Below are 21,006 nucleotides of genomic sequence, written 5' to 3'. Positions count from 1 at the left end.
GGAAGGAGCGTCGGCACCGACAGGAGGCTCGTGTAGGTCGCGCAGCGACCGGAGCGAGCCGGAAGGAGCGTCGGCACCGACAGGAGGCTCGTGTAGGTCGCGCAGCGACCGGAGCGAGCCGGAAGGAGCATCGGCACCGACAGGAGGCTCGTGTAGGTCGCGCAGCGACCGGAGCGTGCCGGAAGGAGCGTCGGCACCGGAACGGCGTACGGCCCCGGCCTCCGCGTGTGCGGGGGCCGGGGCCGTCGTCGTGGGAGGGCGTCAGCCGCCCAGCAGCCCGCCGGCGCCCTTCGTGACACCGCCGAGCACCCCGCCGACCGGCTCGGTCACGCCGGACAGGGCGCTCCCGACCGGCTCGGTCACCGTGCTGACCGCCTGCCCCACGGGCTTCGTGACGGCCTGCAGCGGCTGGGTGGCCTCCTCGGACGAGGAACCGGTGTCGGGCTTCTTGGCCGAGGTGTCGAGGAGCCCGGTGACCGGCTCGGCGGCCTTCAGTATCGGCCCGGTGAGCGGCTTGGTGCTGTCGAGCACGGGCTCGGTGACCGGCGACAGCGCGCCGAGCACCGGCGTCGTCACCGGTTCGAGGGTGTCGGTGAGGGGCCGGGTGACCGGCTTGACCGCGTCCGTCACCGGGCGGACGGCCTCGGTGACCGGGGACACGGCACCGCCGACGGCCCTGCCGACCGGTGCCGCGGCCTGCGCGCCCGGGGCGACGACGCCGCCGACGGCGTTGCCGACCGGGCGGACGTTCTCGGTGACGTCCTGGAGCGGGCCGGTGCTGGTCCCGCCGCGCGACGGCGGGGTGCCCGTCACGGGCTCGAGCAGGTTGCCGGCGGGGGCCCGGTCGGGGTTGTTGATCGGCGCGACGATCGGCGCGAGCGGCGAGCCCGTGCCGCCGGCACCGCGCGGCCCCGGGACCGTCGGCGACGACGGAGATCCGGTGCCCGGGTTGCCGGTCGAGGGCGTGCGGGGCGCGGGGACCGCGGCGGCGGGACCGGCTGCGGTGCCCGGGGTACGGCTGGCCGCGGCCGCCTGGACCGGCTGCTGCGGGCCGAAGGCGACTGCCATCCAGTCGGTGGCACCGGGGGCGGGTGCGTCCGGCAGCGGCGAGCTCAGCGCCACGTTCGCCGGGAGGTACTGGGCGGGCAGCGTGTCCGGGGTGCCCGCGGTGGGCAGGCCGAAGCCGGGGAACAGGCCGTCGGCGGCGGCGCGCGCGTCGGAGTTCTCGGTGCCGACGCCGTTGTAGAGGGCGGCGCCGAGCACGGAGCCCGCGGCGAGCAGCGCGCCGGCGACCACACCGGCGCGCCGGCGCCCGGACACCTGACGGCCGGTCCAGCCGTCGGCGACGGCCGCGGAGCGGGGCTGCGGGAGGTCGATGTCCGGCCAGCCGCCCGGGGCGCCCGCGGCGGCGATGTCACCGGCCGAGGCGGCGTCGGCGGAGGCACCCTCGGCCACCGGGGGACGCCCTTCGCGGCGCAGCAGGTCGCCGACGGACAGGACGGGCCCGGTGAGCGGGCCCGCTCCGTCGGAAGAGGCGTGGGACGCGCGCGAGTGGCGCGCCAGTAGCTCGGCGACGCTCACCACGTCGCGGGGCCCGGTGGCGCCGGGGGCGCCGGGGAGCGGGGCTCCGGCAGGTGTGTCGGTCACGGCCGCACGTCCTCCTTCGGGTCATTTCGACCTGGGAAGATGTACCGGAAGGAGCGCTTGATTCCCAAGTGATCACCCTCCGCTCGTCGCAGGTAACCCTTTCGGGCGGTTCCCGTTCATCGGCCGTATCCGACCGCTCGGCCTGCTCGTTGCCTCGGAAGGCAACCCCTGCGCAAGGGTGACCTGACCTGAACCCCAGGTGGGGCGCTCGCCGGCGTGTCGCGCTGTGCACTGTGCGTGAATCGCCGAACGGTCGTCACCTCTACCCGGTCGCCGGACGCGACCGGGTGTCGCACCAGGGGTCAGCGGCCGCCGAGGCGTCCACGGCCCAGCCGCAGGAGCATCATCGCCAGCTCGCGCCCCTCGGGTCCGAGGTCGGCGAACCGGTCGAGCACCGCCATCTCCCGGCTGTAGACGATCCGCGGTCCGCCCGCGGCCATGCGGGCGGCGCCGATGCGCTTCGAGACCTCCGTGCGGCGCAGGATCGCGTCGAGGATCTCGGCGTCGAGCCGGTCGATCTCCCGGCGCAGCTGCTCGATCTCGGGGTCGGCTCCGGTGCGCACCTCGGTGCTCGTGCCGGAGCGGGGCTGCGGGGCTGCGGGATCGGTCACGGTCATGGTCTCCTCGTCTCGGTCACGGGCCGTCGGGACCGAGGACGTACGAACGCCCCGGGTCCGTCGGACTCCGGGGCGTGCGGGTGGCGTCTGGGCTCAGACGGGCGGCGCAGCGGGAACCGGGGTCCGGTACCCGTAGCGAAATCGCCCGTCGTGTGCCACGCGGCGAGTGTAGACCACCCGGCGCACCGGGTCGCCGTGCTTCCCGGGGACCGGCGACGCCGGAGCGGGCTCTGTCGGACCCCCGGCGTACCGTGTTCGACACGATGAGTGCGCTGTTCGAACTCCCCGGGACGGGCCCTTCCGCCGCTGCCGAGCCGACGACGGCCCAGGGCCGCCGCCTGCTGGAAGGCCTCAACGACCGTCAGCGGGAGGCCGTGACCCATGCGGGTTCGCCGCTGCTGATCGTCGCCGGCGCGGGGTCGGGCAAGACCCGGGTGCTCACCCACCGGATCGGCTGGCTGCTCGCCGAGCGCGGGGTGCATCCCGGCGAGATCATGGCGATCACCTTCACCAACAAGGCCGCGGCCGAGATGAAGGAGCGCGTCGACGCCCTCGTCGGGCGGCGGTCCGGGCCGATGTGGGTGTCCACCTTCCACTCCATGTGCGTGCGGATCCTGCGCCGCGAGGCCAAGCACCTCGGCGTGCGCAGCGCCTTCTCCGTCTACGACGCCGACGACACCCGTCGCCTCGTCGGCATCGTCGGCCGCGACCTGGAGCTGGACCCGAAGAAGTTCGCCCCGCGGGCACTGGCCGCCCAGATCTCCAACCTGAAGAACGAGCTGGTCTCGCCGGACGAGGCCGCCGAGCGCGCCGCCACCGACCACGAGCGGCGCATCGCCGAGGTCTACGGCGTCTACCAGTCGCGGCTGCGCCAGGCGAACGCCTTCGACTTCGACGACCTGATCATGGAGACGGTCTCGCTGCTGGATAGGCTGCCCGCCGTCGCCGAGTACTACCGGCGCCGCTTCCGGCACGTGATGGTCGACGAGTACCAGGACACCAACCACGCGCAGTACGAGCTGGTCCGCCAGCTCGTCGCCCCGGCGACGGCGAACGGCCGGCCCGGCGAGCTGTGCGTCGTCGGGGACTCGGACCAGTCGATCTACGCCTTCCGCGGCGCGAACATCCGCAACATCATCGAGTTCGAGCAGGACTTCCCCGACGCGCGGACCATCCTGCTGGAGCAGAACTACCGCTCCACCCAGACCATCCTGTCCGCGGCGAACGCGGTGATCGCCCGCAACCCGGAGCGCCGGGACAAGCGGCTGTGGTCGGACTCGGGCGACGGTGAGCGCGTCGTCGGGTACGTCGCGGACAACGAGCACGACGAGGCGTCGTTCGTCGCCCGGGAGATCGACCGGCTCGTCGACACCGGCGAGTACCGCAACTCCGACATCGCGGTCTTCTACCGGACCAACAACCAGTCCCGTGTCTTCGAGGACGTGTTCCTGCGGGTCGGGCTGCCCTACAAGGTCGTCGGCGGGGTGCGGTTCTACGAGCGCCGCGAGATCCGCGACGCGCTGGCCTACCTGCGGGTGCTGTCCAACCCGGAGGACACGGTCAGCCTGCGCCGCATCCTCAACGTGCCCAAGCGCGGCATCGGGGACCGGGCCGAGGCTGTCGTCGCCGAGTACGCCGAGCGCGAGCGCACCTCGTTCGCCCGCGCGCTGCGCACCGCCGCCGAACAGCCGCAGCGGCTCCCCGCGCTGGCGACCCGCTCGCAGAAGAACATCGCCGGGTTCGTGCGCATGCTCGACGAGCTGCGCGAGCTCGTCGACCGCGGCGACGACACCGCCGAGGTGCTCGAGGCCGTCTACGCGCGGACCGGTTACCTGGAGGAGCTGCAGGCCTCGGAGGACCCCCAGGACGGCACCCGGATGGACAACCTCGCCGAGCTCGTCACGGTGGCGCGGGAGTTCGCGGGCGACGCCGCGGTCACCGACCTCGCCGCGGACGGAGGGGGCGCGATCGGATCCGGCGCGGCACCCGAGGGCGTGGCACCCGACGGCGCGGCACCCGAGGGTGAGGCCGACACCTACGACGACACCCCCGACGGTGTCCCGGAGCCCGGCTCGCTGGCCGCGTTCCTGGAGCGGGTCGCACTCGTCGCGGATGCGGACTCCATCCCCGACGACGACTCCGGCGTGGTCACGATGATGACCCTGCACACGGCGAAGGGTCTGGAGTTCCCGGTGGTCTTCCTGACCGGCTGGGAGGACGGGATCTTCCCGCACCTGCGCACCCTCGGCGATCCCAAGGAGCTCGCCGAGGAGCGCCGGCTGGCCTACGTCGGGATCACCCGCGCGGAGAAGCGGCTCTACCTGTCCCGGGCGATCGTGCGGTCCGCGTTCGGGCAGCCCAGCACCAACCCGGCGTCGCGCTTCCTCGACGAGGTGCCCCCGTCGCTGCTCGACTGGCGGCGCAGCGAGGAACAGCTCGCCGCGCAGCGCCCGTCGGCGCCGGTCGGGCGGTTCGGGTTCGGGAAGCGTCCGCAGGCGACCGACCGCGGGAGCTGGAAGGTCCCGGAGCGGTCGCTGAACAACCAGACGCTGAACCTCGACGTCGGGGACCGGGTCAACCACGACAAGTACGGCCTGGGCACGGTCGTCGCGGCCGACGGCATCGGCCCGCGCGCGACGGTGACGATCGACTTCGGCTCGGGCGGGACGGTCCGGCTGATGCTGATCGGTGGCGTCCCGATGCAGAAGCTGTAGACCTCAGTCGTCGTCGCGGTCCTGCACCGCGGCCTCGGCCGGGGTCAGGACCTTCACCGACCCGAACGCCCCGACGACGTGCACGTCCACCGTCCGGTCGCCGGGCGCGGCGCACGCCGTCGGGCACTCGGTCGAGCCGAACACGGTGAACCCGGAGACGTCCGCCCGCGTCCCCTCGGGCACGAGGACCGTCGTCGAGCCGAACACCGTCACCCCGCCCACCCGGTCGCCGGCCTCGGCCCCGACGGTGCGGGACCCGAACACGGTCAGTCCCTCGGTGATCGGCACGACCTGCGCCAGTCCCCAGACCGCGGCGACGGCCACCGCGACCGCGGCGAGGATCCCGCCGGCGCGTCGCCCGGCGGCCGCGGCGAACTCCCCGGCCGGTGCCCGGAGGGCCCCGGTCGGCGCCCGTTCGACGGCGGCGGTGGGCGTCCCGGCGGTGTCGGCCGGGAGGTCGCGGGTCAACGGCTCCAGGTCGGCGCGGGTGCGGGCCGCCCAGGCCGTGGCCGAGCGCTCCTCGTACTCGGGCAGGGACAGCCGTCCCTCGCTGTGCGCGCGCTGCAGCCGGGCGTCCACTGCCCGCCGCTCGTCGTCCCCCACCCGGTACCCCGCCTCGTCCCCCACCCGGCCATTCTGACCCGTCCGGGCGGGTCGGGGGAGCGGTGCCCGGCGATCAGGCGTCGCGCGAGCCCGTCGCGGCGGTGACGTCGAGACCGCGCGCGGCCAGCCACGGCAGCGGGTCGATCTTGGTGCCGTCCGGCTCCCACACCTCGAGGTGCAGGTGCGGGCCGGTGGACTGGCCGCGGTTGCCGACCTCGGCGATCTCGTCGCCGGCCTTGACCTGCTGGCCCTCCTGCACGAACGACCGGTTGATGTGGCCGTAGACGGTGCTGGTGCCGTCGGGGTGCTTGAGCACCACCCACATCCCGAAGCCGCTGGCGGGACCGGACTTCTCCACGACGCCGTCGGTGAGGGCGAAGATCGGGGTGCCGATCGGGGCGGCGAGGTCGATGCCCTTGTGCTGCACGCCCCAGCGGGCGCCGAAGCCGGAGGTGAACCGGCCCGCCGTCGGCAGGACGAACGCCTCGCCGTCGTACAACACGGCTTTCGGGGCGCCGTGCGACATCGCGGTCGTCACGGCCCGCTCCAGCTTGGCGGCCTCGCGGCCCATCCGGGCGGCCTTCGTCAGGTTGGCGACGTCGACCTTCGAGGTGGCGTCCAGGTCGGGCAGCGACGCGGCCTGCGCGCTGAGCTGCTCCCCGCCGATCGCGGAGGTGTCCAGCGGGGCGGTCGTGTCGGCCGGGCGGGTGTCGCCGGACACCGGCAGCATCGCCGACGCGGCGAGCCGGGCGTAGGACTCCTCGACCGAGGCCTCACCGCCCCAGCCGGGCACCCCGAGGGCCCCGGCGACCGTCTGACCGGCCGCGACCAGCGCACCGCCGGCCGCCGCGGCGACGGTCACCCGGGTGCGCGAGACCACCGGCGGGGGAGCCGGGAGCGCCGGGAGCCGGTGACCGGCCAGCGGCACAGGGGGGAGCGTGCCGGGCCGGGCCTCCGGTCGCGTGGCGCCGCTGGGGGAGCGGTGGCGCGACAAGACTGCCCTTCTGGTGGTCAAGGGCGCCGCGGGCCGTTCGGCGGTGATCGTCGGAGTGGGGGCTCCGTCGGGGGATGGTGTCGTTCGGGGCGACACCGATCACCGTGACCGGTCCGTGACGTGGACAACGCGACGGTAACCCGGGCCTCGCCGAGCGGCAACGGCGGGCCATCGCGCCGTTGCGGACGGTCGTGGATCATCGGCGACCGGTCGGGCGGTCATCGACGCGACGGCGAACGGAGGAGCCCCGTTCCCCCGCGCGGACCGGTCCCTCAGGCGCCTTGCGCCGCGTGCCGTCCGACCAGTCGCAGCGACCCGCGCAGCCTCCGGTCGCGCACCCGGTCGTGCTCGCGGCGCTCCGCCTCGCCGCGGGCCAGCGTGCTCGCCACGAAGTGCACGGTGCGCCGGTCCACCGGCAGGGCGAGGTGGCCGACGTCGTCGAGCTCCAGCTCGGTGACGTCGAGGTCGGGGTGGCGCAGCCGGGAGTTCCGCTGCGGGACGATGATCTCGTCCATCCGTGACCAGACCACCAGGAACCGGGTCCGGCAGCCGGGGGCCGGTTCGTCCAGCTCACGCAGGATCGGCGAGCCGGGGCGGAGCTGGCGGCACAGCGGAAGCGGCGCGAGCCGGGCCAGGTTGCTGCCCGCGTGCGGGCTGCCGAGCGTCGCCAGGGTGTCGACGACGGCGTCGCCCCCCATCCGCTGCACGTAGTAGCGGGCGATCACGCCGCCGAGGGAGTGCCCGACGATGTGCACCCGGTCCGACCCGGTGGCCTCGCGCAGTCGTTCGACGTGGCCGCGCAGCTCGTGCGCCGCGGTGCGGACGTCGTCGGTGAGCAGGCTGTAGTTGATGGCGTGCACGACGCCGAAGCCGCGCCGGCGCAGCTCGTGGGCGAACACGGTGAACACCGAGCGGTTGTCCATGATCCCGTGCACCAGCAGGATCGGCGTCCCGGCCGCGGCGGGGTCGGCGACGACCAGGCTCCGCTTGACCGGCGGCAGGCTGTCGGTGCGCCAGTGGCCCTGCGGGCGGACGGTCTCCTCGGCCAGTCCGATCGGGTACAGCGCGAGGTGCGCGGCCAGCCAGGCGCCCTCCAGCGCCAGCCCGCGCAGGCCCGCACGCGAGGTGAATGTTCGCGCGGCGTAGCCCGCCGCCTGCGCGAGATCGGACGTCGCGGCCGTCACTGTCGACAGCGCCCCGTCGGCGATCGCGTGCAGGCGAGCGCCTCCGGGTAGCGACGTCGCCATAGTCGAAAGGTAAGGCAGGTCACAGGATTCCGCTGTCTCGCGGAGCGATCCGTGGTCCCGATCACTCGGACGGTCCATCTGAATCGAGCACTGCGCCGACAGGGTGACTGCGGTCACCGGCCCAGGTCAGGACCGGTGCGCGCGGCGTGGCTAGGCTCCCCGACGCAGCATCACCGACGTCCGCGACCGCTGCCGCCCGCCACCTGTGCGGGGCGCGCCCGGGGAACGAGCCGGGGACGCGCCGGTCGCGGCGAGAGCGAAGTGGAGCGGGAGAGCCGAGTGGACCTCTACGAGTACCAGGCGAAGGACCTCTTCGCCGCGCACGGAGTCCCGGTGCTGCCGGGCCGGACCGTGGACAACGCCGCCGACGCGGCGGCCGCGGCGGCCGAGCTGGGCACCGCCGTCGTGGTCAAGGCGCAGGTCAAGACCGGTGGTCGGGGCAAGGCCGGCGGCGTGAAGCTGGCGCAGGACGCCGACGAGGCCAAGGAGAAGGCCGAGGCCATCCTGGGCCTCGACATCAAGGGCCACACCGTGCACCAGGTCCTGGTCACCGAGGCCAGCGACATCGCCGAGGAGTACTACTTCTCCTTCCTGCTGGACCGGTCCAACCGCACCTTCCTGGCCATGTGCTCGGCCGAGGGCGGCATGGAGATCGAGCAGCTGGCCGTCGAGCGGCCGGACGCGCTGGCCCGGATCGCGATCGACCCGATCGCCGGCGTCGACAAGGCCAAGGCCGACGAGATCGTCGCCGCGGGCAAGATCCCGGCCGCCGTCGCCGACGAGGCCGCGAACGTCATCGTGAAGCTCTGGGAGACCTTCGTCTCCGAGGACGCGACGCTGGTCGAGGTCAACCCGCTGGTCCGCGACCCGCAGGACAAGGTGATCGCCCTCGACGGCAAGGTCACCCTCGACGCCAACGCGGACTTCCGGCACCCGGCGCACGCCGAGCTGGTCGACGAGCGCACCGAGAACCCGCTCGAGGCGAAGGCCAAGGCCAAGGGCCTCAACTACGTCAAGCTCGACGGCGGCCAGGTCGGCATCATCGGCAACGGCGCGGGGCTCGTCATGAGCACCCTCGACGTCGTCGCCTACGCCGGCGAGGCGCACGGCGGGGTCAAGCCCGCCAACTTCCTCGACATCGGCGGCGGCGCCTCGGCGCAGGTCATGGCCGACGGCCTGGACGTCATCCTGGGCGACGACGAGGTCAAGAGCGTCTTCGTCAACGTCTTCGGCGGCATCACCGCGTGCGACGCGGTGGCCAACGGCATCGTCGAGGCCCTCAAGATCCTGGGCGACGAGGCCACCAAGCCGCTGGTCGTCCGCCTGGACGGCAACAACGTCGAGGAGGGTCGTCAGATCCTCGCCGACGCGAACCACCCGCTCGTCACCGTGGTGGGCACGATGGACGACGCGGCCGCCAAGGCCGCCGAGCTCGCGAACGCTGGAGCCTGAGACATGTCGATCTTCCTCAACGAGAACAGCAAGGTCATCGTCCAGGGCATCACCGGTGGCGAGGGCACCAAGCACGCCACCAAGATGCTGGCGGCCGGGACGAACATCGTCGGCGGTGTGAACGCCCGCAAGGCCGGCACCACGCACACGGTCGGCGGCAAGGACGTCACCGTGTACGGCACGGTCGAGGAGGCGATCAAGGAGACCGGCGCCGACGTGTCGGTCATCTTCGTCCCGCCGAAGTTCGCCAAGGACGCGGTCATCGAGGCCATCGACGCCGAGATCCCGCTCGCGGTCGTCATCACCGAGGGCATCCCGGTGCACGACTCGGCGTATTTCTGGGCGCACGCGGTCGCCACGGGCAACAAGACCCGGATCATCGGCCCGAACTGCCCCGGCATCATCTCGCCCGGCAAGTCCAACGCGGGCATCATCCCGGCGAACATCGCCGGCCCCGGCAAGATCGGCCTGGTGTCGAAGTCCGGCACGCTGACCTACCAGATGATGTACGAGCTGCGTGAGTTCGGCTTCTCCACCGCCATCGGCATCGGCGGCGACCCGGTCATCGGCACCACCCACATCGACGCCCTCGAGGCGTTCGAGGCGGACCCCGAGACCGAGGCCATCGTGATGATCGGTGAGATCGGTGGCGACGCCGAGGAGCGCGCCGCGGACTTCATCAAGGCCAACGTCACCAAGCCGGTCGTCGGCTACGTCGCGGGCTTCACCGCTCCCGAGGGCAAGACGATGGGCCACGCCGGCGCGATCGTGTCCGGCTCGGCCGGCACCGCGCAGGCGAAGAAGGAGGCCCTCGAGGCCGCCGGCGTGAAGGTCGGCAAGACGCCGTCCGAGACCGCCGCCCTGATGAAGGAGATCCTCTCCGCCTGATCGGAGCGCTCTCCGCACGTCCGACGCGCGGGCCCCGGGAACTCCTCCCGGCGCCCGCGCGTCGTGCTGTGTGCACCCCGTGCGCCTCACCCGGTCGTGTCGGGGGCATCGGCTAGCGTGCGGTGCAGCGAGTCCGTCCGTCACACGGGAGTGGTCGTCATGTCGAGCAACGAGCCAGGGGCCGCCCCGGCTCCCGAGCAGGCCCCGCCTGCTCCGACGGTGCGGATCGCCGTGCTGGCGGGGGCCGTGCTGGCCCTGCTGGCGCTGGTCCTGACCTTCTTCGACGTCACCACCGGGCTGTTCCCGGTCGCGATGGTCGTCGCCGGTGGTGTCGCGGGTGCGCTCACCCTGCTGCCCGGCACCGGCCGCACCCTGGTCGCGGGTGTGGTCCTGTCGACGACGGGTGCGCTGACGATGCTGCTGGTCCTGGCCGGTGCCGGCACCGCGGCGATCGGCGGCACGCTGGGCTGGGTCGTGTTCGTGGTCGCCCTGCTCGCGGGCGCCGCACTGCTCTACGCCCAGCTCCTCCTGTCCGGCGTGGTCGCCGCTCCCGCCCCGCGGGCACAGCGCCCGTCTCACGTCGGGCAGCCCGGCTGGGGCCCCGGCCAGGTCCCGCCGGGCCAGCAGGCGCCCTGGATGCCGCAGCAGCCCTACGGCGTGGGCCAGCCGGGAGCCGCGGCGCCGTACGGCGCGGCCTCCGGTGCTGCGCCCTACGCGGCGGACCCCTACGCCGCGGGCCAGTACGGCGCGAGTCCCTACGGGGCCCCGTCCGGCGCCGCTCCGTACGCCCCGGGGCAGCCCGGTGGGGTGCAGCCCGGCACAGGACAGCACGGTGGGGGCCAGCACGGCGCGGGCCAGCACGGCGCCGCGCAGCCGGGGGCCGGCCAGTACGGCGCCGGTCAGTACGGCGCCGGTCAGTACGGACCGGGTCAGTACGGCGCCGCCCCCTACGGCGCCTCCGGCGCGGTGCCCGCGGCGTCGCAGCCCGCCGTCGGGCAGTACCCGGGCCAGCCCGGGGCCCACGGCGCGCCCGAGGCGCCCGGGGTGCAGGACCGGACCGGCGACGACGCGGGCCGGCACGCGGTCGGCGGCGGACGCGGCCCGCAGGCCGACGCGGCACCGCACACGCCGTCCGGCGGGGGTGGCGCCTTCTCCGGGGTGTCCTACGGCGATCGCGCCGCCGCGGTGACCGGCACACCGGGATCCGAGCAGGCCCCGCCCGCGACCACCCCCCACACGGCGGGCGCGGACCAGGCGGGCGAGGACACGGGCGTCACCCGCCCCTCCGCGATTCCCGGCTCCACCCCGGCCGCCGGTGAGCAGGCCGAGGATCCCGGGCCTCCGGCCACCGGCGATGCCGAGGCCACCCGCACCTTCCGGCCCGGCGGTGACGGCTCCGCCTGACCTGCCGGGACCGTGGGCCCCGGCACGTCACGGCGTGCCTGCCCCTCCCGGACGGGGTTCGCTGCGACGCTGACCGGGTGAGCACCACCCCGCCCCGTCCCGCCCGCGGTCGCCCGGCCTCCCGGGCCCGGTCCACCGGGCCCGCACCCGAGCGGTCCCGCGGTGGGCGCGCGACCGCCGTCGCGGAGCGGGAGCGGGGGCACCGCCGCCCCGTCCGGACCCCGACGCGCGGCACCGGGACCGGCACCGGGCTGGACCGGCTGCGGATCCTCCTCGTGGCCACGATGGGTGCCGTCCTCGCCGGGTACACGATGCTCGTCCCGGTGGCGGCGCTGCTGACCGGCACCGGCGGCGTCGAGGTCACCGCGGACGGGGCACTCGCCACCGCCGTCCCGTTGTGGCTGGCCGCGCACCTCATCCCGGTCGCCGTGGACGGGCGTCCGTTCGGGGTGCTGCCGCTGCTGCCGACGCTGGTGGTCGTCGCGCTGGTCGCCTTCTGCTCGCGCTGGGCGGTGCTCCGGCTGGGCGGGCGGGTCCGGCACGACGCCGGTGCCGTCGTCGCCTCCCAGGCCGGGGCCGCCGCCGCGGTCGCCGTGCTCGCCGGGGCGCTGCTGCCGCGGGACATGGCCGTGACCGCGCCCTGGGCCTCGATGATCGGGGCCGGGCTGGTGGCCGGGACGGCCGCCGGGATCGGCGTCGTCCACGCGTGCGGGGCCCCGGCCGCGTGGCAGCGGGTGCTGGCCGGGTGGCCCGGCGCGGCACTCGCCGGGGCCCGGGTCGCGGCCGCCGGGCTGCTGCTGGTCGCCGCCCTCGTCCTGACCGTGGCGCTGCTCGCGAGCGCCTCGGACGTCGCCGACACCGCCGAGCGCATCGCCCCCGGGGCCTGGGCGGGCTTCGGGGTGCTGGTGCTGAGCGTGGGGTACCTGCCGAACGCCCTGGTCGGGGCGCTGTCCTGGGCGCTGGGCGCGGGGGTGTCGGTCGGCATCGCCCGATCGGGCCCGTTCGGCGCCGAGCCGGGGCCGCTGCCGCCGTTCCCGCCCGTGGCGGTCCTGCCCGTCACCACCGTCCCGACGGCCGCGGTGCTGGTCGTGCTGCTGCCCGTCGTCGCGGGGGTGCTCGGCGGGATCGCCTGCCGCCGGGCGCTGGGGGAGGACGCGCCGGTCGTGGAGCGGGTCGCGGCCCCGGCGACGGCGGCGGTGGTCGTCGCGGTCGGGGCGGCGGTCCCGGCGGCGCTCGCGGGCGGTGCGCTCGCGGGCGGGCCCTACGACCCGGTGTCGTTCCACCCGTGGGCGGTCCTCGGCTGCGCGTTGCTGCTGGTCGGGATCCCGGCCGTGCTGACCTGCGCGGGGACCGAGCTCGCCCGGCACGTCCCGATGGGCGGCACCGACCGGCCGCGGACCGCGGTCGACCGGGCCCGGGCCGCCCGGGACCGCCGTCGCACCCCGACGGTGGCGGAGCAGGTCGAGCGCCGTCGCACCGCCGGGGCACCCGTCCGCCGGGTCGACGCCGCGTGGGACGACGACGGAGAGCACGGCGACGTCCATCCCCACCGCCACGCCGTCTCCGACGAGGAGCCCGACGGAGCCGGGCGCACGGCCTCCCGCCGCGGCGCCGCGGACGAGGGCCCCACCGAACGGGACCGCGACCGCGGCGACCACGTGGCGGACAGGGCCGACCGGGACCGCAGGGCCGACAGGGCCGACTGACCCGTCGCGGCCCACGACCAGGGCCGGGTGACCCGGGCCACCGCACCGGGCGCCGTCGCCGTCGGAGGGCGCGTCTACCCTGGCCAGGGGCCGTGGAGCGGCCCGGACCGGCGAGGAAGGGACACGGTGGGCGCGCAGGAGCGGCACGAGGCGCTGCGGGTCGTCGTCCTCGTCTCCGGGAGCGGGACCCTGCTGCAGGCACTGCTCGACGCCGCGGACACTGCGGACACTGCGGACGCCGGGTTCGCCGTCGTCGCCGTCGGGGCCGACCGCCCGGGTGCCGCCGGGCTCGACCGGGCCCGTGCCGCCGGCGTCCCCACCTTCGTCGAACGGGTCGCCGACCACGCCGGCCGCGACGCCTGGAACACCGCGCTCGCCGCGGCCGTCCTCGCGCACCGGCCGGGCCTCGTCGTCGGGGCGGGGTTCATGAAGCTCGTCTCCCCGGCCTTCCTGGACGCGCTCGGATGCCCGATGCTGAACACGCACCCGGCCCTGCTGCCGGCGTTCCCCGGCGCGCACGCCGTCCGGGACGCGCTGGCCGCCGGGGTGCCCGTCACCGGCGCGACCGTGCACGAGGTCGACGCCGGGCTCGACACCGGACCGGTGCTCGCACAGGCGGAGGTCCCCGTGCTCCCGGGCGACGACGAGACCTCCCTGCACGAGCGCATCAAGACCGAGGAACGACGGCTGCTGGTCGCGACCGTGCGACGGTTCGCCACCGCCGCCCAACCCCACGAGGTGAACAGTGAGTGAGCGCAGGCCGGTACGCCGGGCCCTGATCAGCGTCTACGACAAGGCCGGTCTCCTCGACCTGGCCACCGGGCTGCACGCCGCCGGGGTGGAGATCGTCTCGACCGGCTCCACCGCCCAGCGGATCGCCGACGCCGGCGTCCCGGTCACCCCCGTCGAGGAGGTCACCGGGTTCCCCGAGTGCCTCGACGGCCGGGTCAAGACCCTGCACCCGCGGGTGCACGCCGGGCTGCTCGCCGACACCCGCAAGCCCGAGCACCTCGCCCAGCTCGAGCAGCTGAACATCGCGCCGTTCGACCTGCTGGTGTCGAACCTCTACCCGTTCCGCGAGACCGTCGCGTCCGGCGCGAGCCGTGACGAGGCCGTCGAGCAGATCGACATCGGCGGCCCGGCGATGGTGCGGGCCTCGGCGAAGAACCACGAGAGCGTCGCGGTCGTCGTCGACCCGTCGCGCTACGCCTGGGTGCTCGAGCAGGTCGGCGCGGGCGGTTTCGTCGTGGAGGACCGCCGCAGGCTCGCCGCCGACGCCTTCCGGCACACCGCCGCCTACGACGTCTCGGTCGCGACCTGGATGGGCGAGCAGTTCCCCACCGGCGACGACGAGGCCTCCGCCGAGTGGGTCGGCGCCACCTGGACCCGCGAGCGCCCGCTGCGCTACGGCGAGAACCCGCACCAGTCCGCCGCGCTCTACACCGACGGCACCGGCTCCGGCCTCGCCGGTGCCGAGCAGCTGCACGGCAAGGAGATGTCCTACAACAACTACGTCGACGCCGACGCCGCCTGGCGCGCCGCGCACGACCACGGGGACCGCCCGACGGTCGCGGTGATCAAGCACGCCAACCCGTGCGGGATCGCGGTCGGCGCCGACGTCGCGCAGGCCCACCGCAAGGCGCACGCCACCGACCCGGTGTCGGCGTTCGGCGGGGTCATCGCGGTCAACGGCGAGGTCTCGGTCGCGATGGCCGAGCAGGTCGCCGAGATCTTCACCGAGGTCGTCGTGGCCCCCGGCTACGCCGACGGCGCGCTGGAGGTGCTGGCGCGCAAGAAGAACGTCCGCGTGCTCCGCATCCCCGACGGCGCCGCCCGCACCGGCACCGAGCTGCGCCCGATCTCCGGCGGGCTGCTGGTGCAGCAGCGCGACCTCGTCGACGCCGACGGCGACGACCCGGCCGCCTGGAAGCTCGTCACCGGCGACGCCGTGGCCCCCGAGGTGCTCGACGACCTGGCGTTCGCCTGGCGCGCCTGCCGCGCGGTGAAGTCCAACGCGATCCTGCTCGCCCACGACGGCGCCGCGGTCGGCGTCGGCATGGGCCAGGTCAACCGGGTCGACGCGGCGAAGCTCGCCGTGACCCGGGCCGGGGACCGGGCCCGCGGCGCGGTCGCCGCCTCCGACGCGTTCTTCCCCTTCCCCGACGGGCTGGAGGTGCTGCTCGACGCCGGTGTCGCCGCCGTCGTGCAGCCCGGCGGCTCGGTCCGGGACGAGGAGGTCGTCGCGGCCTGCGCCAAGGCGGGCGTGCCGATGTACCTGACCGGGACACGGCACTTCGCCCACTGACCCGCTGCTGACCCACCGATCCACCCGACGGCCCGGGACCGCCTCGCGCGGTCCCGGGCCGTCGGCGTTCGGAGCAGCTCGGAGGGTCTTCCGGCCGAGAATGTCAGGGGTGCGTGCGACGGTCCTCCCGTCGTCGTCGCCACCCCCACCCGGGGGATGCGGAGCGGCGGCACGGGCCCTATGCTTCGAACATCAGTTCGAGCACGCGTCGCCTTCCCCGCGGCGCGCCGGGCGAGGTCGCGGCCGTTCGGCCGTGGCGCGGTGTGTGGCGGGGAGGTACTGCGGTGCGCGTCGGTGCGGGCGAGGGGCCGGTCGTCGTCGGGGGAGCGGCGGCGGTCGGCCGGGTGATCGGCGGTGCCGGTGGGGGAGCCGGCGCCGACGTCGGGGCCGACACCGGTCCGGAGGGGTCCGGGCCGGTGGTCGGAGCCGGGTCCCGTGTCCCCGGGGGCGGGCGGGAGCCGCTGCCCGGGGCGCGGGGCCCGGCCGGGGGGCCGGGGTCCTCGGCAGGCTCCGCCGCCGAGCGGCTCGCCCGGGCCCGGCACGTCCTGCACCGGACGGAGACCCGGGCGGGCCTGGAGCGGTCCCGGTCGGGGCCCGCGGGGCCCTGCCCGGAGCCGGAGGCCCCGGCCCGCAGGGTCGGGACGGTCGAGCCGCGTCCGGTGAGCGAGGCGGACCTGCTGCCGGTGCCGGGGCCGCTGGCCGGTCTGCTGCCCGGTGGGGGCCTGCGGCGGGGATCCACCGTGGCGGTGGGCGTGGGATCCGGTGCGGGGTCGCTGCTGTTCGCGCTGCTGGCCGCCGCGTCCGCGGAGGGCGCGTGGGCGGGTGTGGTCGGCCGCCCCGGACTCGGCGCGACGGCCGCGGCGGAGGCGGGCGTGCGGCTGGACCGGCTGGCGCTGGTCCCCGACCCCGGTGCGGACCTGGTCGGGGTGACCGCGGCGCTGCTGGACGGGCTGGACCTAGTGGTCGTGGCCGGGCCGGAGCGGGCCGGGCTGCGGGCCGGTGACCGGCAGCGGCTCGCCGCGCGGACCCGGCAGCGGGGCGCGGTGCTGCTGGCGCTCGGCGGGTGGCCGGGGGCCGACCTGCGGCTGCACTGCACCCGTCCGCGCTGGGAGGGCGTCGGTCGCGGGACGGGGCGGCTGCGGTCCCGGCGGGTCGAGGTCCGGGCGGAGGGGCGCGGGATCGGCCCGGCCGGCCGGGGGGTGGAGGTGCTCCTCCCCGGGCCCGGCGGGACGGTCGCCCCGGCCCCGGTGACGCCCTCGGTCCCGGTGGCGCCGTCGGTGCCCGCGATCGCCTCGGTGCCGTCGGTCCCCGCGGTCCACGGGCCGGCGGTGGGCGAGGCCCCGGTTGCGCGCCCCGTGGCCCGGGCGGCGGGATGAGCACGTCCGGTACGACGGAGGCGGGCGGCGTGACGGGTGCGGTCGGCAGGGCGGACGCGGGCCCCGTCGGGAGCGCGGGCGGCAGCGCGAGCGTGCGCGGCGGAGCCGGCCCGGGCGACGGTGGGCGGGCGGAGCCCGACCCGCGGGTGCTGGCGGTCTGGTCCCCGGACTGGCCGGTCACCGCGGCCGCCCGCGCCGCGCACGTCCCGGCGGACCGGCCGGCCGCGGTCCTGCACGCCAACCGGGTCCTGGCCTGCTCGGCGACGGCCCGCCGGCACGGCGTCCGCCGGGGGCTGCGGCGTCGGGAGGCGCAGGCCCGGTGCCCGGAGCTCGTGGTGCTCGCCCCCGACCCGGGGCGCGACGCCCGGCTGTTCGAGCCGGTCGTCGCCGCGGTGGAGGCGCTCGCCCCCGGCGTCGAGGTGGTGCGGCCGGGGCTGCTGGTGCTGTCCGCGCGCGGTCCGGTCGGCTGGTTCGGCGGGGAGCGCGCCGCGGTGGAGCGGCTGATCGACCAGGTCGCGCTGCACGCCGGGACCGAGTGCCAGATCGGCGTCGCGGACGGGATGTTCGCCGCCGAGCTCGCCGCCCGCCGGGGGCGTGGGGTGCCGCCGGGGCGGTCGGCGGAGTTCCTCGCGCCGCTGGAGGTCGCCGAGCTGGACCGGGACCCCGACGTCGACCGGGCTGCGCTGGTGGACCTGCTGCGCCGGTTGGGGCTGCGCTCGCTGGGGGCGTTCGCGTCGCTGTCGGAGGCCGACGTGGCCTCGCGCTTCGGCGCCGACGCGGTGGCCGCGCACCGGCTCGCCCGCGGGCGAGACCCCCGCCCGCCCGCGCGCCGGGTCCCGCCGGAGGAGCTGGCCGCGGCGGTCGAGCTGGATCCACCGGTGGACCGGGTCGACGCGGCCGCCTTCGCCGCGCGGGCGCTCGCGACCCGGCTGCACACCGCGCTCGCCGGTCACGGCCTGGCCTGCACCCGGCTGGGGGTGCACGCACGCACCGAGAGCGGGGAGGAGCTGCTGCGGGTCTGGCGGTGCGCCGAGCCGTTGACCCCGTCCGGGACGGTCGACCGGGTGCGCTGGCAGCTCGACTCGTGGCTCGGGCGCGGCGGCTCCGGGACGCTGGTCGCGCTGCGGCTCACGCCGGAGGACACCGTGGTCGCCGGGGCGCTGCAGCGCGGGTTGTGGGGCGACGTCGGCGAGGGCGACGAGCGGGCCGGGCGGGCCCTGGTCCGGGTGCAGGCGCTGCTCGGGCCGGAGGCGGTGTTCACCGCGGTCCCGACGGGTGGCCGCGACCCGGGCGAGCGGGTGCGGCTGGTGCGGTGGGGCGACGAACGGGTCGTCGAGGACACCGCGGAGCCCGCCCGCCCGGGGCCCGCGGTCCCCGCGGCGGACGGTGGAGGGGGACCCGTCGGGGGCGCCGGGCAGGAGGACCCCGCGGGGGCGGCCCTCGTCCCGGGGCGGATGACGGTGGCCGCCCGCCCGGGCGCCGCCGCACCCGGGACGGTGCTGCCCAGGACGGCGGTCGGGTCGAGCAGTGTCCGGCCACGGTCAGCGGCGGGCCCGGCGGTGACGGCGCCCGCTGGTCGCGGAGCCGGGGAGCGCACCACCGCCCCGGCCGGGTCGGCAGGCCCAGTCGCCGGTCCGGGCGGTGGGCGGGCCGGGACCGAGCACCACCGCCGCGCCCCCGGCCGTCGTCCCCCTGCCGACCCCCCGGCGACCTGGCCCGGCCGGCTCCCGGCACCGTCGCCGGCGACGGTGCCCCCGGACCCGGTCCCGGTCCGGTTGCTCGCCGCGGACGGCACCGAGGTGCACCTGGCCGCGCCGGACCTGCTCGACGGCGTCCCGCACCGGGTCGCGGGCGGTGACCCGGACCGGGAGGTCACCGGCTGGGCCGGGCCCTGGCCGGTGCACACCCGCTGGTGGGACCCCGACGGCCCCGGGCCCGCGGTCCGGCTGCAGGTCGTGCTCGCCGACGGCGCGGCCCTGCTGCTCGTGCGCCGCGGCGGCCGCTGGGAGGTGACCGGTGTCTACGACTGAGCCACCGGCCGACGGCGGGCACCGCAGGCGGCACCGTCGTGCCGACAGCGCTGCCCACGCGGCCGGAGCGGGGCCCGGCGCGGCCGGGTCAGCGCTGTGGGACCCCGGTGAGGTCGACCGCGAACCGGCCGATCGCCGAGGCCATCGCCGTCACGTTCCGGTCCAACGCGGTCCGGTCGATGTTGGTCAGCCGGTCGCAGGGTGTGTGGTAGCAGGGGTCGTAGGACTGCCCCGCCGTGCCGCCCCACTTCTGCGCCTGCTCCGGGGTCTTCCGCTCCTCGGCGCCGGTGAACAGGCCACCGGCCGGGATGCCGGCATCGATGAACGGGCCGTAGTCCGAGCGCCCGTCGAACGCGGTGCCCTCGGGGCCGTTCACGCCCGCCCCGACCAGCGCCTCGGTCAGGACGCGCTCCGCAGTGTCGGAACCGGGCGGGCCGGCCTCGCCGCCGAGGCCGTCGGAGTTGTCGCCGTCGTAGACGAGGTAGCCGGGGTTCGGCGAGCCGACCATGTCGAAGTTGAGGTACAGCGCGATCCGCGCGCGGTCGGCCTCGGACAGGCCCTCGACGTACTTCGTGGCGCCGACCAGGCCGATCTCCTCGGCGCCCCACCACGCGAAGCGCACCTTCTGACCGACCGGCGGGGAACCGCCGAGCTTCTGCGCGATCTCGAGCAGGGCGGCGCTGCCGCTGCCGTTGTCGTTGATCCCGGCGCCCTCGGGGACGCTGTCGAGGTGGGCCCCGGCGACCACGACCCTGGCCGGGTCACCGGTGGTGGTCTCGGCGATCACGTTCCGCGAGGTCTGCTGCCGGATCGTGGTGTCGAGCACGAGCGAGGCCTGCTGGCCGTCGCGCAGGGCGGCCCCGGCGGACTTCGTCACGGACGCCGTCGGGATGACCCCCGGGGTGTCGCCGAGGGTGGCGGGCAGGGCCGCGTCCTCGGTGTTGATGACGATCACCGCCACCGCACCCGCTGCGCCCGCGAGCCGGGACTTCTGCCCGAACTCGCAGGTCCCACGCTCGACGACGGCGATGGCCCCGGCCGGCATGCCGGTGTAGTCGGCCGCCTCGCAGCCCGGTGTCGGGTCCTGCGGGGTGCGCGGGCGCAGCGACAGCGGCGCGGTCAGCCCGCCGGGCGGGGTGGCGGGGGAGAAACCGAGCACCTCGGTCGTCACGGGGGCGCCGGCCACGGTCAGCCGCGCGTCGCCCGCGGAGAAGGTCCGCACCTCGAACGACGGTGTCGACACCGTGAACCCGCTCGCGCGCAGCGTCCCGACGACGTGGTCGACGGCCGCGTCGTACCCGGGGGTGCCCACGGCGCGGTTGCCGGCGTTCGCGTCGGCGAGCTTCTCGAACTGCTGCAGGTGGGCGTAGGCGCCGTCGCCGCCGACCGCGGCCGCGAGCCGCTGCGGGAGGCCGGGATCGCCCTGTGCGGCGGCCTGGCCCCCGCCGCCGGCAGCGCCGATCGTCGCGGAGCCCGGTGCCGCGGGGACGTCCGCGCAGGCCGCGAGCGCGACGACGGCCACCCCGGCCGCTGCGACCCTGACCAGCCGGTTCCCCAGCCGCGGCCGGTACCGGCCCCCCGTCGTGCTCGCCCGTCCCATGGAGCCACCCCTGTCGTCCGGCCCGGTGCCGGGCCTCGTCCGCGCCGGGTGTCCGGCGCTGCTCGGTGCGTGCGCGGCACCGGTCGGGTGCCGCGGCGTCGGACCAGCATCCGTCATCGGGCGTGGTCGTGCGGTGAACCGACGATCACGACATGGCGTCACGAACACGACGGTACGGCCCGGCGCGACCCGGGCCGCGGTGATCCTCGGTCGATCCACACCGGGGTCTCAGTCGTTCCACAGGTTCGGCTGGTGGACTCGGAGATGTCGGCGGGGCGGTCCACGAACCACCTGCCGGCACCGGATGGGTACGTCCGGGTGGCCCGCGGGCCGGCGCTGGGGAGCGGCCGGTGTGCCGCGCCGGAGCCCGGATCCGCCGTGCGGGGCCGACCGGCGCTGGGGAGCAGCCGGCCGGCCCGCACG

The 21,006-nt window shown here is 76.1% G+C and carries 14 protein-coding genes and 1 pseudogene; 9 read left to right on the top strand and 6 right to left on the bottom strand.

Going from position 1 to position 21,006, the window contains the following annotated elements; all coding sequences use genetic code 11:
- Positions 1-261: 261 nt before the first annotated feature.
- Together Ae505Ps2_RS02710 and Ae505Ps2_RS02705 are read right to left on the bottom strand one after the other, a co-directional pair.
- Positions 262-1,647, bottom strand: a complete 1,386-nt coding sequence (locus Ae505Ps2_RS02710) for a hypothetical protein (protein WP_075553384.1) — start codon at positions 1,645-1,647, stop codon at positions 262-264.
- A gap of 302 nt (positions 1,648-1,949) precedes the next feature.
- Positions 1,950-2,210, bottom strand: a complete 261-nt coding sequence (locus tag Ae505Ps2_RS02705) for a chorismate mutase (protein ID WP_149663792.1) — start codon at positions 2,208-2,210, stop codon at positions 1,950-1,952.
- 317 nt (positions 2,211-2,527) lie between these two features.
- Between Ae505Ps2_RS02705 and Ae505Ps2_RS02700 the strand changes: the two genes are divergently transcribed.
- Positions 2,528-4,978, top strand: a complete 2,451-nt coding sequence (locus Ae505Ps2_RS02700) for a UvrD-helicase domain-containing protein (RefSeq protein WP_075329817.1) — start codon at positions 2,528-2,530, stop codon at positions 4,976-4,978.
- A 3-nt stretch (positions 4,979-4,981) separates the two neighbouring features.
- On the opposite strand, the gene Ae505Ps2_RS33955 is transcribed toward Ae505Ps2_RS02700, so the two are convergent.
- The 3 genes from Ae505Ps2_RS33955 to Ae505Ps2_RS02685 form a co-directional block, all read right to left on the bottom strand.
- Positions 4,982-5,605 carry a DUF1707 domain-containing protein gene (locus Ae505Ps2_RS33955; protein WP_075310216.1) on the bottom strand — a complete coding sequence of 208 codons (624 nt, stop codon included), beginning with the start codon at positions 5,603-5,605 and terminating at the stop codon, positions 4,982-4,984.
- A gap of 49 nt (positions 5,606-5,654) precedes the next feature.
- Positions 5,655-6,509: a M23 family metallopeptidase gene (locus Ae505Ps2_RS02690; protein ID WP_249265210.1), complete on the bottom strand. Its 855-nt coding sequence runs from the start codon at positions 6,507-6,509 to the stop codon at positions 5,655-5,657.
- Positions 6,510-6,847: 338 nt separating this feature from the next.
- Entirely contained in the window at positions 6,848-7,822 is a 975-nt protein-coding gene (locus tag Ae505Ps2_RS02685; RefSeq protein WP_020623376.1) for an alpha/beta fold hydrolase, read from the bottom strand.
- Positions 7,823-8,083: 261 nt separating this feature from the next.
- Here Ae505Ps2_RS02685 and sucC point away from each other — a divergent pair, with 261 nt between their 5' ends.
- The 8 genes and pseudogenes from sucC to Ae505Ps2_RS33045 all read left to right on the top strand — a co-directional run.
- Positions 8,084-9,274 carry an ADP-forming succinate--CoA ligase subunit beta gene (gene sucC, locus Ae505Ps2_RS02680; protein WP_255407945.1) on the top strand — a complete coding sequence of 397 codons (1,191 nt, stop codon included), beginning with the start codon at positions 8,084-8,086 and terminating at the stop codon, positions 9,272-9,274.
- A 3-nt stretch (positions 9,275-9,277) separates the two neighbouring features.
- On the top strand, positions 9,278-10,162 hold the full coding sequence (gene sucD, locus Ae505Ps2_RS02675) for a succinate--CoA ligase subunit alpha (protein ID WP_020623374.1): 885 nt from the start codon (positions 9,278-9,280) through the stop codon (positions 10,160-10,162).
- 159 nt (positions 10,163-10,321) lie between these two features.
- On the top strand, positions 10,322-11,566 hold the full coding sequence (locus tag Ae505Ps2_RS02670) for a DUF5336 domain-containing protein (protein ID WP_139318924.1): 1,245 nt from the start codon (positions 10,322-10,324) through the stop codon (positions 11,564-11,566).
- A gap of 77 nt (positions 11,567-11,643) precedes the next feature.
- A complete protein-coding gene (locus Ae505Ps2_RS02665; protein ID WP_075553383.1) occupies positions 11,644-13,272 on the top strand; it encodes a DUF6350 family protein in 1,629 nt (542 codons plus the stop codon).
- Positions 13,273-13,398: 126 nt separating this feature from the next.
- A complete protein-coding gene (purN, locus tag Ae505Ps2_RS02660) occupies positions 13,399-14,025 on the top strand; it encodes a phosphoribosylglycinamide formyltransferase (protein WP_075310226.1) in 627 nt (208 codons plus the stop codon).
- Complete coding sequence (purH, locus tag Ae505Ps2_RS02655) at positions 14,018-15,577, top strand: bifunctional phosphoribosylaminoimidazolecarboxamide formyltransferase/IMP cyclohydrolase (RefSeq protein WP_075310228.1); 1,560 nt, start codon at positions 14,018-14,020, stop codon at positions 15,575-15,577. Before purN ends, purH begins: the two co-directional genes overlap by 8 nt.
- 284 nt (positions 15,578-15,861) lie before the next feature.
- Positions 15,862-16,953 carry a hypothetical protein gene (locus tag Ae505Ps2_RS33050; RefSeq protein ID WP_075310230.1) on the top strand — a complete coding sequence of 364 codons (1,092 nt, stop codon included), beginning with the start codon at positions 15,862-15,864 and terminating at the stop codon, positions 16,951-16,953.
- Between the two features lie 146 nt (positions 16,954-17,099).
- A pseudogene (locus Ae505Ps2_RS33045) lies at positions 17,100-18,281 on the top strand (DNA polymerase Y family protein); the annotation flags it as partial.
- A 790-nt stretch (positions 18,282-19,071) separates the two neighbouring features.
- Here Ae505Ps2_RS33045 and Ae505Ps2_RS02640 read toward each other — a convergent pair.
- Positions 19,072-20,583, bottom strand: coding sequence for a M28 family peptidase (locus Ae505Ps2_RS02640; protein ID WP_084786186.1), 1,512 nt, complete (start codon positions 20,581-20,583; stop codon positions 19,072-19,074).
- Between the last annotated feature and the right edge of the window lie 423 nt (positions 20,584-21,006).

Origin of the sequence: Pseudonocardia sp. Ae505_Ps2 (assembly GCF_001932425.1) — a bacterium.
Lineage (GTDB): Bacteria > Actinomycetota > Actinomycetes > Mycobacteriales > Pseudonocardiaceae > Pseudonocardia.
Note: the sequence above shows the minus strand (reverse complement) of the source record. Positions and strands in the feature narration are given on the sequence as shown.

What these genes read in the sequence shown, in the direction of transcription:
- Ae505Ps2_RS02700 (WP_075329817.1), top strand. Translation starts at nt 2,528, where the DNA reads ATGAGTGCGCTGTTCGAACTCCCCGGGACGGGCCCTTCCGCCGCTGCC.
- Ae505Ps2_RS02685 (WP_020623376.1), bottom strand. Translation starts at nt 7,822, where the DNA reads ATGGCGACGTCGCTACCCGGAGGCGCTCGCCTGCACGCGATCGCCGAC.
- sucD (WP_020623374.1), top strand. Translation starts at nt 9,278, where the DNA reads ATGTCGATCTTCCTCAACGAGAACAGCAAGGTCATCGTCCAGGGCATC.
- Ae505Ps2_RS02670 (WP_139318924.1), top strand. Translation starts at nt 10,322, where the DNA reads ATGTCGAGCAACGAGCCAGGGGCCGCCCCGGCTCCCGAGCAGGCCCCG.
- Ae505Ps2_RS02640 (WP_084786186.1), bottom strand. Translation starts at nt 20,583, where the DNA reads ATGGGACGGGCGAGCACGACGGGGGGCCGGTACCGGCCGCGGCTGGGG.